14 protein-coding genes are annotated in these 14,352 nt (G+C 68.4%); 7 read left to right on the forward strand and 7 right to left on the reverse strand.

Features of this window, described 5'->3' with window-relative positions:
• Genes FV560_RS15890 through FV560_RS15910 form a run of 5 tightly spaced genes read right to left on the reverse strand, consistent with a single transcriptional unit; the run spans window position 1 to window position 3,472 of the window.
• On the reverse strand, window positions 1-777 hold the full coding sequence (locus FV560_RS15890; RefSeq protein WP_159622538.1) for a pseudouridine synthase: 777 nt from the start codon (window positions 775-777) through the stop codon (window positions 1-3).
• A complete protein-coding gene (gene scpB, locus FV560_RS15895) occupies window positions 774-1,394 on the reverse strand; it encodes an SMC-Scp complex subunit ScpB (protein WP_159622539.1) in 621 nt (206 codons plus the stop codon). Before scpB ends, FV560_RS15890 begins: the two co-directional genes overlap by 4 nt.
• The gene (locus FV560_RS15900; RefSeq protein WP_159622540.1) at window positions 1,391-2,311 is read right to left on the reverse strand and encodes a segregation and condensation protein A; all 921 of its coding nucleotides are present in this window, start codon (window positions 2,309-2,311) and stop codon (window positions 1,391-1,393) included. The genes scpB and FV560_RS15900 overlap by 4 nt, the downstream gene beginning before the upstream one ends.
• Window positions 2,295-3,140 (reverse strand): ParA family protein, encoded by an 846-nt coding sequence (locus FV560_RS15905; RefSeq protein WP_235020169.1) that lies wholly within the window; start codon window positions 3,138-3,140, stop codon window positions 2,295-2,297. Before FV560_RS15905 ends, FV560_RS15900 begins: the two co-directional genes overlap by 17 nt.
• Before the next feature lie 47 nt (window positions 3,141-3,187).
• On the reverse strand, window positions 3,188-3,472 hold the full coding sequence (locus FV560_RS15910) for an Rdx family protein (protein ID WP_159622541.1): 285 nt from the start codon (window positions 3,470-3,472) through the stop codon (window positions 3,188-3,190).
• 81 nt (window positions 3,473-3,553) lie between these two features.
• Between FV560_RS15910 and FV560_RS15915 the strand changes: the two genes are divergently transcribed.
• Window positions 3,554-5,017, forward strand: coding sequence for a flotillin family protein (locus FV560_RS15915; RefSeq protein ID WP_159622542.1), 1,464 nt, complete (start codon window positions 3,554-3,556; stop codon window positions 5,015-5,017).
• Window positions 5,018-5,085: 68 nt separating this feature from the next.
• Here FV560_RS15915 and xerD read toward each other — a convergent pair whose 3' ends face one another.
• Together xerD and FV560_RS15925 are read right to left on the reverse strand one after the other, a co-directional pair.
• Window positions 5,086-6,045 (reverse strand): site-specific tyrosine recombinase XerD, encoded by a 960-nt coding sequence (xerD, locus tag FV560_RS15920; RefSeq protein ID WP_159622543.1) that lies wholly within the window; start codon window positions 6,043-6,045, stop codon window positions 5,086-5,088.
• A gap of 4 nt (window positions 6,046-6,049) precedes the next feature.
• Window positions 6,050-6,886 (reverse strand): heme o synthase, encoded by an 837-nt coding sequence (locus FV560_RS15925; protein ID WP_420853380.1) that lies wholly within the window; start codon window positions 6,884-6,886, stop codon window positions 6,050-6,052.
• A 357-nt stretch (window positions 6,887-7,243) separates the two neighbouring features.
• On the opposite strand from FV560_RS15925, the gene tkt reads away from it, so the two are divergent.
• The 6 genes from tkt (at window position 7,244) to FV560_RS15955 (ending at window position 14,264) form a co-directional block, all read left to right on the forward strand.
• Window positions 7,244-9,370: a transketolase gene (gene tkt / locus FV560_RS15930; RefSeq protein WP_235020171.1), complete on the forward strand. Its 2,127-nt coding sequence runs from the start codon at window positions 7,244-7,246 to the stop codon at window positions 9,368-9,370.
• 84 nt (window positions 9,371-9,454) lie between these two features.
• Window positions 9,455-10,597, forward strand: coding sequence for a transaldolase (gene tal, locus FV560_RS15935; RefSeq protein WP_159622546.1), 1,143 nt, complete (start codon window positions 9,455-9,457; stop codon window positions 10,595-10,597).
• Between the two features lie 10 nt (window positions 10,598-10,607).
• The gene (gene zwf, locus FV560_RS15940) at window positions 10,608-12,134 is read left to right on the forward strand and encodes a glucose-6-phosphate dehydrogenase (RefSeq protein WP_159622547.1); all 1,527 of its coding nucleotides are present in this window, start codon (window positions 10,608-10,610) and stop codon (window positions 12,132-12,134) included.
• An 8-nt stretch (window positions 12,135-12,142) separates the two neighbouring features.
• A complete protein-coding gene (locus tag FV560_RS15945) occupies window positions 12,143-13,060 on the forward strand; it encodes a glucose-6-phosphate dehydrogenase assembly protein OpcA (protein ID WP_235020172.1) in 918 nt (305 codons plus the stop codon).
• Entirely contained in the window at window positions 13,057-13,824 is a 768-nt protein-coding gene (pgl, locus tag FV560_RS15950) for a 6-phosphogluconolactonase (protein ID WP_159622549.1), read from the forward strand. The genes FV560_RS15945 and pgl overlap by 4 nt, the downstream gene beginning before the upstream one ends.
• Window positions 13,825-13,832: 8 nt before the next feature.
• A complete protein-coding gene (locus FV560_RS15955; RefSeq protein ID WP_200837742.1) occupies window positions 13,833-14,264 on the forward strand; it encodes an SRPBCC family protein in 432 nt (143 codons plus the stop codon).
• Window positions 14,265-14,352 lie beyond the last annotated feature (88 nt).

Raw genomic sequence — 14,352 nt, forward strand, 5'->3', positions numbered from 1 at the left:
CTACAGTCCGACCGAGCTCATCAACCGGCCCAGCTCACGACCTTCGATCACGCGTGTGCGGCCGACCTTCAGGTGACCGAGGCGGATCGGGCCGATGGCGGTGCGGCTGAGCCGGGTGACCGGGTGGCCCACCTGGGCGAGGAGTCGGCGGACGATGTGGTTGCGCCCCTCGTGCAGCACCACCTCCACCACGCTGGCCTGCGGCGTCGTCTCCAGCACGGTGAACTCGTCGACTCGCACCGGCCCGTCGTCGAGCTCGATGCCGTCCTTGAGCTCACGCCCCAGTCCTCGTGCCACGCGGCCCTCGATCTCGGCCACATAGGTTTTCGGGACCTCGAACGAGGGGTGCGTGAGCCGGTGCGTGAGTTCGCCGTCGTTGGTGAGCAGGATCAGGCCGGTCGTTTCCGCGTCCAGACGTCCGACGTGGAAGAGCCGTTCGGTGCGGTCGGCCACGAACTGGGACAGGTCCGGACGTCCCTGTTCGTCGGCCATCGAGGAGTACACGCCCGCCGGTTTGTGCAGCGCGAGGGTGAGGACGGAGTCGTCCAGCTGCACCCGCAAGCCATTCACATGGATCACCGCACGTTGCGGGTGGACCCGGATACCGAGCTCGCGGACCTGCACGCCGTCCACGCTCACACGCCCGGCGGAGATCAACTCCTCGCACGCCCGGCGCGAACCGAATCCCGCACCGGCCAGCACCTTCTGCAGGCGGACGCCGTCGGGGTCGTGGACGTCCTGGCGTGCTTGGGTCCGGTCACGGCGGCGGTCGGTCATGAGGTGGCTCCGTCGATGTCGTCGAATGCGTCGATGTCCGGCAGGTAGGGCGCCAGCGGGGGCAGATCGTCCAGCGTACGCAGGCCGAGGCGTTCCAAGAAATACGACGTCGTCCGGTACAACGTCGCCCCACCTTCCTCGTCCCGGCCGGCCTCCTCGACCAGCCCGCGGGTCAGCAGCGTCCGCACGACGGAATCGACGTTCACGCCGCGGATCGCCGAGACCCGGCCGCGGGAGACAGGCTGGCGGTAGGCAATGACCGCCAGGGTCTCCAGCGCCGCCTGTGTGAGCCGCGCCGTCTGCCCGTCCAGCACGAAGGCATCGACCGCTTCGCTGAAAGCGGGATGGGAGTAGAACCGCCACCCGCCGCCGACCTCGCGCAACTCAAATCCGTACGGCCTGGGGCCTCCCGCGTACTCGGCGACGAGAGTCTCAAGGGTCTGGGTGACCTGCGCCGTCGGGACGTTCAGGACGCTGGCGATACGGTCGGCGGGCACGGGAGCCTCCGCCACCATCAGGATGGCCTCGACCGCCGCGGGCAGTCCACCTGGCACATCCAGGACGGACGGGGTAGGCGGCAGCGCGCCGGGGTGGCCGTCCTGCTCAGGAGTAGTCATCCGCGGTCCTCATCGCTGTTCGGTTGCTCAGTGTTCTCGAGATCTTCGTAGTTCTCGGGATCCTCGTAGTCGTCGTCGACGTCGACCTCGCCATCGTCGGATCCGGTCCAGCGGACCGTCAGGTCCCCGAGCGGCCCGGCCTGGTCGAAGCCGACCGCTCCCTCCCGGAAGAGCTCCAGCAGCGCCAGGAAGCGAGCGACGACCACCGAAGTGCCGTCGGCGTCGTCGGTGAGGGCGCGGAAACTCAGGCTCCGGGACCGACGGAGCCGGTCCACGATGTGCGCGGCCTGCTCACGCACGCTCACCGCAGGGTTGTGCAGGTGCGCGATGTCCACACCTGCTGGAGCCGGCTTGGGTGCGAGCGCCTTCGCAGCGAGCACGGCGAGGTCAGTCGGACCGATCTGCATGATGAGTTCGGGCAGCAATGCCGCGAACCGTGGTTCCAGCACAGCTTCACGCGGGTGGGACCGCCCGGCCCGTTCCCAAGCGCTGCCCAGGAACGCTGCGACTTCCTTGAAGGCGCGGTACTGCAGCAACCGGGCGAAGAGCAGATCCCGGGCCTCCAGGAGCTCGAGATCCTCGGCGTCCTCGACGGTGCCGCGGGGCAACAACCGGGCTGCCTTCAGGTCGAGCAGGGTGGAGGCGATCACGAGGAACTCACTCGCCTGCGAGAGATCCCACTCCTCCTGAGCCCGGATGTGCGCGATGAAGTCGTCGGTGACCACCGCCAACGCCACCTCGGTCACGTCCATCTTGTGCTTGGCGATGAGCGAGAGCAGCAGATCGAAGGGGCCGGTGAAGTTCGCCAGGCGCACCTCGAAGGTGCCACGGCCAGAGGTGCTCGCAGCAGCGACGCCATCAGCGGATGGCGCCTCGGCGTCGGGGAGCGTCTGAGCCCCCTCAGGCCACGTCGCCACGTGCGATGAGCTCGCGCGCGAGCTTGCGGTAGTTGTACGCGCCGGAGTGATTCGGGGCGTAGGTGGTGATGGGCTCGGTCGCCACCGAGGCGTCGGGGAACTTCACCGTACGGGTGATGACAGTGTCGAAGACGGTGTCGCCGAACGCTTCCCGGACGCGGGCGAGCACCTCCCGTGAGTGCAGCGTGCGTGCATCCACCATCGTCGCCAGGATGCCGTCGGTGTGCAGCCGTGGGTTGAGCCGGTCGCGGACCTTGTCGATCGTCTCCACGAGCAGTGCCACACCGCGCAACGCGAAGAACTCGGTCTCGAGCGGGATGATCACCCCGTGCGCCGCTGTCAGTGCATTCACCGTCAGCAGGCCGAGCGAGGGCTGACAGTCGATGAGGATCACGTCGTAGTCATCGGTCACCGGTCGCAGCACTCGCCCCAGCGCCTGCTCCCGGGCCACCTCGTTGACGAGCTGCACCTCGGCGGCGGACAGGTCGATGTTCGCCGGCACCAGGTCCAGTCCGGGGACGGCCGTCTCCTGGACGACCTCACGGATGTCCGGTTTGTCCGCCATGATCTCGGTGTAGATCGTCTGGTCGAGCTCGTGCGCGGAGAACCCCAGGCCGGCCGAGGCCGCACCCTGCGGATCGAAGTCGACGATGAGCACCTTGCGGCCGTATTCGGCCAGAGCCGCACCCAGATTGATGGTCGTGGTCGTCTTGCCGACGCCGCCCTTCTGATTGCACATCGCGATGATGCGCGCCGGGCCGTGTCCGTTCAGCGGCTCCGGGACGGGGAAGTCGCGGTCGGTGCGCAGCTCTGGTGCCTCGGTACTCACCCCGCCAAACTACTGCCGGCTCAGGCAAGAACCAACTATGCGCGCCGTCAGGAACCGGACCCGCGGTCAAGGTGCCCCAGGTCCCGTCCGGGGGCGATCCGGTCCCGGACGGCCCGTTTCAGGTCGGCGATGTCCGGGAAGCCTCCATCGCGCTTGCGGTTCCAGACGTGCTCACCGTCGACGTCGATCCGGAAGACGCCGCCGGTTGTCGGCACCAGCACCATCTCGCCGATCTCGTCAGCGAAGGTGGTCAGCAGCTCCCCGGCATACCACTGCCCGCGCAGCAACCACTGGCACCGGGTGCAGTAGGTGATCACGATCCGTGGGGACATGTGCCCATGCTTGCAGAGACCGCACCCGACCACCACGCTGATAGCGTCGCTCGTACGTTCTGCTACAGGAGGGGGAACTCGATGGAGATCGTCGCAGGAATCGGAGCCGTCACCCTCGGCTTCATCGTCGCCATCGTCATTGTCGCGTTCGTGATCGGGCTCCTGGTCTTCCGCTCATGGGTCAAGGTCGCACGTGCGGACGAGGCTCTCGTCGTCTCCGGTGTGAAGCAGAAGGGTGCCGACGGCGAGCCGGCGAGCTCGGTGCGCGTGGTCGTCAACGGACGAGCCGTCGTCAACCCGATGACGCAACGCCACGAGGTGATCTCGTTGCGCTCACGGCAGGTCACCATGAACGCCGAGGCGCAGTCGGAGGACGGCGTGACCCTCGATGTGGAGGCCGTGGCGATCGTGAAGATCGGCTCGGACCCGGCCTACGTGAAGCGGGCGGCCGAACGATTCGCCTCCCAGGACTCCGCCATCGAGGTCTTCACCACTGAGCAGCTCGAGGGTGCGCTGCGCGGCGTGGTCGCGAAGCTACCGGTGATCGATCTGATGCGGGACCGCAAGCGGTTCTCCGAGCAGATCGCCACCGACGTCTCGATCGAGTTGGAGGAGCAGGGGCTCATCCTCGACTCCTTCCAGATCAAGGGGATCACCGACGATGTCGGCTACATCGAGTCGCTGGGTGCACCGGAGATCCAATCGAAACGTCAGGCCGCCGAGATCGCGAAGACCAACGCCGAGCGCGCCGTCCGGCAGCAGCAGATCACGAACGAGGAAGCCAACCTCGTCGAGCAGACCGAGTACGACAAGAACCTCGCTTCCTCCAAGTCGGAGGTGGGCCGGGCGAACGCCCAGGCGCTCCAGGCCGAAGCGCTCGCCAAAGCCGAGGCGGAGCAGCAGGTGCTCAAGCAGGAGGCCGAGAACACCCAGGCACGGCTGGACTCCGAGGTGAAGCGGGTCGCCGACGCCGACCTCTACCGCGCCTCCAAGGACGCCGACGCAGACGCCTACCGCGTCACCAAGCAGGCCGAGGCACAGGCCGCCATCGCAGCGCGCGAAGCGGAGGCGACACGGGTACGCGCCGACGCTGACGCCGAGGCCACCCGGCTCGAGGGTGAGGCTCGCGGGCAGTCCATCCGTGCCGAGGCCGAGGCACTGGCCACGCACCAGGAGGCGCTGCTGATGCAGCGGGTCGTGGATGCCCTCCCCGGTCTCATGGCGGAGTTCGCCAAGGGCTACGCCACGATCGGCGAGGTGACGGTGGTCAGCAATGGCGGATCGGACTCCGGAGCCAGCGGGGTACTCGCGAACGAGAGCGCCGTGGCGATGCGAGGTGTCTTCGACTCCGTACGCGCCGCCACCGGAGTCGATCTCGGCGAGGTGATCCAGGGCCGGGCCGTGGGCCGTGCATTCGCCGACGGCGCTCACGCCGGGGACTCTGCGCACACCGAGGACTCCGCGCGCGACGACGACCCTGGGACTCGCGGCTCGGACTCCCCCAGCGCGCCGGCCGATGACAGGCCGAGCGATCAGGAGCGCTGAGCCCCTTCCCCCAGGGGCCGAACATTCGACCCCTTCTCCCCCGTGACCCTGACTTTCGGACCCGCGGCTCACTCCCGCGCGCGTGGGTGACTGGCGGTGTAGACCTCTCTCAGGGTGTCAGGCGTGACCAGGGTGTAGATCTGGGTGGTGGTCACCGAGGCGTGGCCGAGCAGCTCCTGCACGACGCGCACGTCCGCTCCACCATTCAGCAGATGAGTGGCGTAGGAGTGACGCAGCGTGTGCGGGGAGATGTGTGCCTGCACTCCCCCACGTTCGGCGGCTGCCTGCAGGACCGCCCATGCACTCTGGCGGCTGAGGGGATTCCCTCGCTGATTCAGGAACACCTTCGCCGACCCACGGCCCGACTGTGCCAGAACCGGCCTCGCCCGGACGAGGTAGGCCTCGAGAGCTTCCACCGCATAGCGCCCCATCGGCACGACGCGCTCCTTGCGCCCCTTGCCGAACAACCGCAGCGAGGGTGTGGAGCGATCGAGGTCGACATCGTCGACGTCGAGGCCGACAGCCTCGGAGATGCGGGCACCGGTGCCGTAGAGCACCTCGACCAAGGCCCGGTCCCGCAGCCCCAGCACTCCCTCCGCCATCGACGCACCGGACAGCAGTTTGTCCACCTCGTCCACCGAGATCGCTTTCGGCAGGCGTTTCACTCCCGACGGCGGGCGCACGGTCGCGGCCGGGTCATGGTCGGTCCGGCCCTCCAGCGTGGCGAAGCGGTGCCAGCCGCGGACGGCCACGACCGCTCGGGACGTCGACGCCGCCGACAGCGGGTGGCCACCATCGGATCCGGTCCGCAACGCCTCGACGTAGTCGGTCACGTCCGCCTCGGTCACCTCGGCGACGTGACGGCGCTGCCGCGACGTCAGGAACGCCGCGTACCGGGTCAAGTCCCGACGGTAGGCGGCGAGGGTGTGCTCGGACAGCCCGCGCTCCACACCCAGGTGTGCCAGATACTCCCGCAGCTCAGCCCGGAACGGAGCAGGCTCAGTTCGTGACGGCTGGGATGCGGACATCGTCTCAGAACGGAAGGAACGGATCGATCGAGATGGCGACGAACACCAGTGTCAGGTAAGTGATCGAGGCGTGGAAGACCTTCATCGCCCCGAGCTTGCGGGCGTTGCCGGCCACCGCACGCCGATACAGCGCCACACATGCCCCCCCGAACCAGGCGCCGGAGGCGACCGCAGCGATCGAGTAGAGCCACCCCATGCCGGCCACGGGGATCAGCGCGAGCGAGCACGCGACCATCGCCACGCAGTAGCCGATCATCTGCCGGGCCACGCGCGTGTCGGCCACCACCACGGGCAACATCGGCACTCCGGCGCTCGCGTAGTCCTGCCGGAACTTCATCGACAGCGGCCAGTAGTGCGGCGGAGTCCAGAAGAAGATGATCCCGAACAACAGCAGCGGCGCCCAGTCGAGGCTGCCAGTGACGGCGGCCCAGCCGATCAGTACCGGCATGCAGCCCGCCGCGCCACCCCAGACGATGTTCTGGGAGGTATGCCGCTTGAGCAGCATCGTGTATCCGACCGTGTACATGAGATTGGCTGCCAATGCGAGGACAGCGGCGACCCAGTTGACCGTCAGCCACAGCCACACCACCGAGAACGCGCCGAGCGCAAGGCCGAACATCAGTCCGGCGCGTGGGGTGATCTCACCGGTCACCAGGGGTCGGTTCTTCGTCCGGTTCATGACGGCGTCGATGTCCCGGTCGTAGACCATGTTCAGTGTGTTCGCCGAACCGGCGGCCGCGCTCCCACCGACCAGGGTGGCGACGATCAGCCACCACGAGGGGAAGCCGCCCTGGGCGAGGATCATGGTCGGGACGGTGGTGATGAGCAGCAGCTCGATCACCCGAGGCTTCGTCAACGCAACATAGGCGCGCACGCGATCACGGACACGGCTGCCCTCGGCGGCCCTTCCGACTCTCGGTCGGTCAGGGGCGCTCAGGTCGGCAGGAGACGGGGCATCGGGCACGAGGCAGCGGGTCTTTCGGTCGAGGTCGGGCGAGGCGCGCGCGGTCCGGGCAGGTCACTGCCCTGCTGCCAGTCTAGGCGCTTGGTCTCCCCAGGTGGTCCAGAGGGCGGATGAGCGGCCCGGGCGGGGTGCGGATTGAGTACGCTCGGACATGGAGCCGGCCCCGTGCGGACCGACGCAAGACCACGCCCCAGTATGTTCGCACCGACTGCGGACGAGAGAGATGAGGTCCAGTTGAACGCCCCCGCCCCCCAGTCAGGAACCGTCGGTTGGAACGAACTGGACGCGAAGGCGGTCGACACCGTCCGCGTCCTCGCCGCCGATGCGGTTGAGAAGTGCGGCAGCGGCCACCCCGGTACAGCGATCTCGCTGGCCCCCGCCGCGTACCTGCTGTACCAGAACGTCATGAAGCTCGACCCCGCCGACCCGGACTGGCTCGGACGTGATCGCTTCGTCCTCTCCGCCGGTCACTCCTCACTCACCCTGTACATCCAGTTGTATCTGGCCGGATACGGCCTCGAGCTCGAGGACATCGCCGCGCTGCGCACGTGGAACTCTCTCACTCCGGGCCACCCCGAGGTCGGGCACACCAAGGGCGTGGAGACCACGACCGGTCCTCTCGGACAAGGTGTGGCGACAGCAGTCGGTATGGCGATGGCGCAGCGCCGGGTCCGTGGCCTGCTCGACCCGGACGCTCCCGCCGGGACGTCTCCGTTCGACCACCACGTCTATGTGATCGCCTCCGACGGTGACCTGCAGGAGGGTGTCAGCGGCGAGGCCTCGTCCCTCGCCGGCACCCAGGAACTGGGCAACCTGGTCGTCATCTGGGACGACAACCACATCTCCATCGAAGGTGACACCGACGTCGCGTTCACCGAGGACGTCGTCCAGCGCTACGACGCCTACGGCTGGCATACTCGGCGGGTCGACTGGACCGGCGAGGACGGCTACGTCGAGGACGTCGACGCTCTCGCTGCCGCGATCGAGGAAGCCAAGCAGGTCACCGATCGCCCCTCGTTCATCGCTCTGCGCACGATCATCGCCTGGCCCTCTCCCGGCAAGCAGGGAAGCCACGACTCGCACGGGGCCAAGCTGGGCACCGACGAGGTGCGAGCACTCAAGGAGGTCCTCGGATTCGACCCCGGCCAGGACTTCGCCGTCGACCCCGAGGTGCTTGCCCACACCCGCAAGGTCGGCGAACGTGGGGCAGCCGCGCACACACAGTGGGACGAGCAGGTCGCCACCTGGGCGGCAGCGAACCCCGAGCGCGCACAGCTGCTCGAACGTCTGCGAACCCACACCCTTCCCGAGGGCTGGGAACAGGGGCTGCCCACCTTCGTGGCCGGCGAGGCGCTCGCCACCCGCGCCGCCTCGGGCAAGGTACTCGGCGCACTGGCGCCCGTACTGCCGGAACTCTGGGGTGGTTCGGCTGACCTGGCCGGCTCGAACAACACCACCATGAAGGGCGAGCCCTCCTTCATCCCGGCCCATCGCTCCACCGAGGAGTTCGAGGGCAACCCCTATGGCCGGACGCTGCACTTCGGCATCCGTGAGCATGCCATGGGTGCGATCGTGAACGGGATCGCCCTGGACGGCCTCACCCGCCCGTACGGTGGCACGTTCTTCACCTTCAGCGACTACATGCGCGGCGCCGTCCGGCTCTCGGCGGTCATGCAGGCGCCGTCCATCTTCGTCTGGACCCACGACTCGATCGGCCTGGGTGAGGACGGACCCACCCACCAGCCTGTCGAACACCTCGCGGCGTGCCGTGCGATCCCGGGTCTAGCTGTGGTCCGCCCCGCCGACGCCAACGAGACCGCCGCGGCGTGGCAGGCCGTACTGGAACGTCGTGAGGGCCCAGCCGGGCTGGTCCTCACCCGACAGGGCGTACCGACGTTCCCGCGCGGCGAGGACGGGTTCTCCGACACTGCAGGAGTCGCCAAGGGTGCCTACGTGCTGTTGGAATCCTCGACGGCGGTGCCTGAGGTGATCCTCATCGGCACCGGCTCAGAGGTCCAGCTGGCTGTCGAAGCCCGCACGGCACTCGAGGCCGAGGGCATCGGCACCAGAGTCGTCTCGGCGCCGTGCCTGGAGTGGTTCGACGCCCAGGATGCCGAGTACCGCGAGTCGGTGCTGCCCGCCGCGGTGCGGGCCCGCGTCAGCGTCGAAGCCGGCATCGCCATGCCCTGGTACCGCTACCTGGGCGACGCCGGCCGTGCGGTCTCCCTCGAGCACTACGGCGCCTCCGCGGACTACAAGACGCTGTTCACCGAATTCGGGATCACCGCCGAGGCCACGGTCGCGGCAGCCAAGGAGTCGCTGGCGGCTGTGCGGCAGTCACCGGCACCGGCAACCTCCTGACACCTCCGGTGGGGTCGGGCAGGCCACCCCTCCCGACCCCACCGCAACCACCCCGTCACCACCCGCACCGACCGGGAGTTCATGATGACCGACGCACGACCCGAGCACACGTCCACGGCCCCGTCCCCGCTCGCGGCGATCAGCCAGGCGGGCGTGTCCATCTGGCTGGATGACCTCTCGCGAGAGGCGATCTCCACAGGGGAGCTGGCGACCCTGATCGCCGAACGTCACGTGGTAGGCGTGACGACGAACCCCACGATCTTCGCCGCCGCCCTGACCAGCGGCTCCGCCTACGACATCCAATTGCGTGACCTCGCCGACGCGGGAGCCTCCGCCGACGAGGCCGTACTCACCCTCACCACCGACGACGTCCGGGCAGCCTGTGACGTGTTCCGCCCGGTCTACGACGCGACCGGCGGTCAGGACGGGCGGGTCTCGATCGAGGTCGACCCACGGTTGGCTCATGACACCGAGGGCACCGTCGAGGCTGCGCACCGGTTGTGGAATACCGTCGATCGTCCCAACCTCTGTGTGAAGATCCCCGCGACCAAGGAGGGCTTGCCGGCCATCACGGCGGCGATCGCCGCCGGGATCAGCATCAATGTCACCCTCATCTTTAGTGTGGACCGTTATCGGGCGGTCGCGCAGGCATATGTGGACGGGCTCGAACGCGCTCACCGGGCCGGTATCGACCTGACGACGATCCGTTCGGTGGCCTCGGTCTTCCTCTCCCGGATCGATTCCAAGGTCGATGCCGCGCTCGAGCAGATCGGCACCGAGGAAGCGCTGGCGCTGCGCGGCCGCGCAGCGATCGCAGGTGCGCGCCTGTGCTATGAGGTGTTCGAGGAGATCTTCGCGACCCCGCGGTTCGCGGCTCTGGCCAATGAGGGGGCGCACCGGCAGCGGCCGCTGTGGGCCTCGACCAGCACGAAGGATCCGGACTACCCGGACACGATGTACGTCGATGACCTGGTGGTGGCCGATGTGGTCAACACAGTCCCGCGCAAGACCCTCGACGCCGTGCACGACCACTCGCGCTCCACCGGTGCCGACACCGTTCACGGGACCTACGACGACTCCCGCCAGGTGCTGGACGCCATCGCGGGTCAGGGCGTGCCCTACGAGTCGATCCTCGCCGACCTCGAGACGGCTGGCGTCGCCTCCTTCGAGAAGAGCTGGGCGGAGCTGCTGGACACTGTGCGCACCGGCCTCGGCAACGCGGACTGAACGGAGAGGCATGCCGAACTCAACGAACCCGCTGCGGGATCCGGCCGATCGCCGGCTACCGCGTATCGCGGGTCCCGGTGGCCTGGTCCTCTTCGGGGTCACGGGAGACCTTGCCCGTAAGAAGCTCCTCCCCGCCGTCTACGACCTCGCCAACCGTGGCCTCCTGCCACCCGGTTTCGGACTGACCGGCTACGGTCGGCGAGACTGGGACCACGACCACTTCCGCGGTGTCGCACGGGAGGCCGTCGAGGCCCACTGCCGTACTCCGTTCGACGAGCACGTCTGGGAGCAGCTGGCCAAGGGCTTCCGCTTCGTCCAGGGCACCTTCGACGATCCCGAGGGCTTCGCAAACCTGGCACGCACAGTGAATGAACTGGACGCCGAACGGGGAACCGGCGGCAACCACGCGTTCTACCTGTCGATCCCACCGGGCCAGTTCCCGGTGGTGTGCCAGCAGTTGTCCGAGTCCGGCCTGTCCACCCCGCAACCGGGGACGTGGCGCCGGGTGGTGATCGAGAAGCCGTTCGGCTCCGACCTGGAATCGGCCCGCGAGCTCAACGACGTCGTCGAGAAGGTGTTCCCGCCCGACGCCGTCTTCCGGATCGACCACTATCTCGGCAAGGAGACGGTGCAGAACTTGCTGGCGATGCGCTTCGCCAATCAGCTGTTCGAACCGATCTGGAACGCCAACTACGTCGACCACGTGCAGATCACGATGGCCGAGGACATCGGTATCGGCTCGCGCGCGGGTTACTACGACGGTATCGGCGCGGCCCGGGACGTGATCCAGAACCACCTGCTGCAGTTGCTGGCGCTGACCGCGATGGAAGAGCCGGTCTCCTTCCACGCCGACGCATTGCGCACGGAGAAGGAGAAGGTGCTGTCCTCGGTGCGGCTCCCGAACGACCTGCGCCGCCACACCGCTCGCGGCCAGTACTCGGCCGGGTGGCAGGGCGGGGAGCAGGTGCGCGGCTACCTCTCCGAGGACGGCGTGCCGGCCGACTCGATCACCGAGACCTACGCCGCTATCCGCCTCGACCTGGACACTCGCCGGTGGGCAGGCGTGCCGTTCTACCTGCGGGCGGGTAAGCGCCTCGGGCGTCGCGTCACCGAGATTGCCGTGGTCTTCAAGCGTGCGCCGCATCTGCCGTTCGACCTGAACGAGACCCAGGAGCTGGGGCAGAACGCTCTGGTGATCCGGGTCCAGCCGGACGAGGGTGTCACGATCCGGTTCGGCTCCAAGGTGCCGGGCACGGCGATGGAGGTCCGCGACGTGACGATGGACTTCGGGTACGGGCACTCCTTCACCGAATCCTCCCCCGAGGCCTACGAGCGACTGCTGCTGGACGTCCTGCTGGGCGATCCGCCGCTCTTCCCTCACCAGCGGGAGGTCGAGCTCTCCTGGGAGATCCTCGATCCCATCATCGACGCGTGGTCGACGTTCGGGCAGCCGGACCAGTACCGCGCCGGTACCTGGGGACCGGCGTCGGCGGATGAGATGCTCGCCCAGGACGGACGCACCTGGAGGCGGCCTTGATCATCACCATGTCCGAGACGACCACGGCCGAGATCGGTGCTCGGCTGGTGGCCCTGCGAGAAGAGGGCGGGGCCGTCGCCCTGGGTCGGGTGCTCACGCTCGTGATCGTCGCCACCGGCTCCCCGGTCGGGACCGACGCTCTCATCGACGCGGCGAACCAGGCCAGCAAGGAGCACCCCTGCCGGGTGATCGTGGTCGACGCCTCCGGCGAGCACGGTGACGCCGGCCTCGACGCGGAGATCAGGATCGGTGGCGACGCCGGTGCCTCGGAGGTGGTGCTGCTGCACCCCACCGGGGACGCCCGGGCCGAGCTCGACACGCTCGTCATTCCGCTGCTGCTGCCAGATGCTCCGATCGTGGTGTGGTGGCCGGCACAGCCGCCCGAGCACCCCGGTGAGGATCCGCTTGGACGGATGGCTCAGCGGCGGATCAGCGACGTCGGTGAGTCGAGCGATGCGATCGCCCAGCTGGCGCGTCTCGGCGAGAAGTACACTCCGGGCGACACCGACCTGTCCTGGGCTCGAACGACCCTGTGGCGAGGCATCACGGCGGCGGCGATGGACGACGTCAGCTCACCGGTGCGCGCCGTGACGGTCCGCGGGGCCGGGCATCGCCCCTCCACGCACCTGTTCGCCGCCTGGCTGGCGGCAGCGTTCGAGCTGGACGTCACCCTGGTGGAGGAGCCGGATGCCACGGTGATCACGGGACTGGACATCGAACTCGCGGACGGCACCATCACGATGCGCCGCCCCGAGGGAGAGGTCGTGGTGTCCATCACTCAGCCCGGCCAGCCCGATCACCAGCTAGCCATGCCGAAACGGCCCTTGCAGGACTGCCTGATGGAGGACTTACGGCGTATGGACCCCGACGCAACCTATCAACGTACGGTGCTGTACGGCCTGCCACGTGTGCGGGTGGCCTCGTGACCGGGCAGCGGGCTGTCCTGGTCCATCCCACGGCACAGGCGCTGGCGCGCGCGACGGCTGCACGGTTGCTGCTCGCCCTCGCCGATGCCCAGGCGCTGCGGCGTCCGGTCCACCTGGCGATCGCGGGCGGGAGCGTCGGCACGCAGGTGCTCGCCGAGGTAGCGACGTCGCCGCTGCTGGAGAACGTCGACCTCACCGGGCTGCACGTGTGGTGGGTCGATGAGCGGTTCGTCCCTTGCGGCGACCCGGACCGCAACGAGGGTCAGGCAACCGAGGCGTTGCTCGGCGAACTCGACATCCCTGCCGCGAATGTGCACAGGATGCCCACCAGCGACCATGCCAGCGATCCGGACGCCGCTGCTGCCGACTATGCCGCTGAGCTGGCTGCGTTCGCTGCCGCTTCACCTGACCGGGCTGAGCTGTCTGCTGCCGTCGGGACGCCTGAGTTCGATGTCGTGCTCCTCGGGATGGGCCCGGACGGGCATATCGCTTCCCTGTTCCCGGGCCACGGGACGGTGCGCATCACCGATCGCAGTGTCATCGGGGTATCGGACTCCCCCAAGCCACCACCGCGGCGAATCTCGCTGACGGTGCCGGCCCTCACGCATGCACGGCAGGTGTGGGTGGTCGCCGCAGGCGCCGCGAAGGCTGACGCGGTCGCGAGAGCATTGGGCGGTGCCGAACCGGACGAGGTTCCGGCAGCTGCAGCCTCAGGGCGCGATGTCACGCTGTGGCTGCTGGACGCCGAGGCGGCAGGTCAATGAGCAGCGTCATGATCGTGAGCGCAGAACGCGAAGTGCGCGCAGCTGCAGACATCATCTTCGAGTTGATCGCCGATCCTGCTCGCCAGCCGGAGTGGGACGGCAACGACAATCTCGATCGGGCCGAGCCGGGGCAACGGGTGCGCGGCGTCGGGGACGTCTTCCGGACTCTCCTCACCAACGGCGCCGTCCGGGAGAACCATGTGGTCGAATTCGATGAGGGCCGCGTGATCGCGTGGCAGCCTGCGGAGATCGGCACACCTCGCCCGGGCCACCTCTGGCGGTGGGAGGTCATGCCGTTGGCGGCCGATCACACGCTGGTCCGGCACACCTACGACTGGTCGGCTCTCACTGACCCTGCTCGGCTGGCGAGGGCTCGTGCAACGACGAGCGAAGCGCTCGCCAGATCAGTCGCCAGGCTGGCGCACCTCGCTGAGGACTAAGAGATCGCACGGATAGGCGAAGCCTGCTACGCGTCGCCCCAGCACGCACCTCGCTGCGTTGTCCTCGGTCGACGTGGCTCCGCCACGC

Origin of the sequence: Ruania rhizosphaerae, assembly GCF_009805705.1 — a bacterium.
Lineage (GTDB): Bacteria > Actinomycetota > Actinomycetes > Actinomycetales > Beutenbergiaceae > Ruania > Ruania rhizosphaerae.

Bases quoted from the DNA above. Each gene is read 5' to 3' on its own strand.
- FV560_RS15890 (WP_159622538.1), bottom strand. From the start codon at position 777: ATGACCGACCGCCGCCGTGACCGGACCCAAGCACGCCAGGACGTCCAC.
- scpB (WP_159622539.1), bottom strand. From the start codon at position 1,394: ATGACTACTCCTGAGCAGGACGGCCACCCCGGCGCGCTGCCGCCTACC.
- FV560_RS15910 (WP_159622541.1), bottom strand. From the start codon at position 3,472: ATGTCCCCACGGATCGTGATCACCTACTGCACCCGGTGCCAGTGGTTG.
- FV560_RS15915 (WP_159622542.1), top strand. From the start codon at position 3,554: ATGGAGATCGTCGCAGGAATCGGAGCCGTCACCCTCGGCTTCATCGTC.
- xerD (WP_159622543.1), bottom strand. From the start codon at position 6,045: ATGTCCGCATCCCAGCCGTCACGAACTGAGCCTGCTCCGTTCCGGGCT.
- tal (WP_159622546.1), top strand. From the start codon at position 9,455: ATGACCGACGCACGACCCGAGCACACGTCCACGGCCCCGTCCCCGCTC.
- zwf (WP_159622547.1), top strand. From the start codon at position 10,608: ATGCCGAACTCAACGAACCCGCTGCGGGATCCGGCCGATCGCCGGCTA.
- FV560_RS15945 (WP_235020172.1), top strand. From the start codon at position 12,143: ATGTCCGAGACGACCACGGCCGAGATCGGTGCTCGGCTGGTGGCCCTG.
- FV560_RS15955 (WP_200837742.1), top strand. From the start codon at position 13,833: ATGATCGTGAGCGCAGAACGCGAAGTGCGCGCAGCTGCAGACATCATC.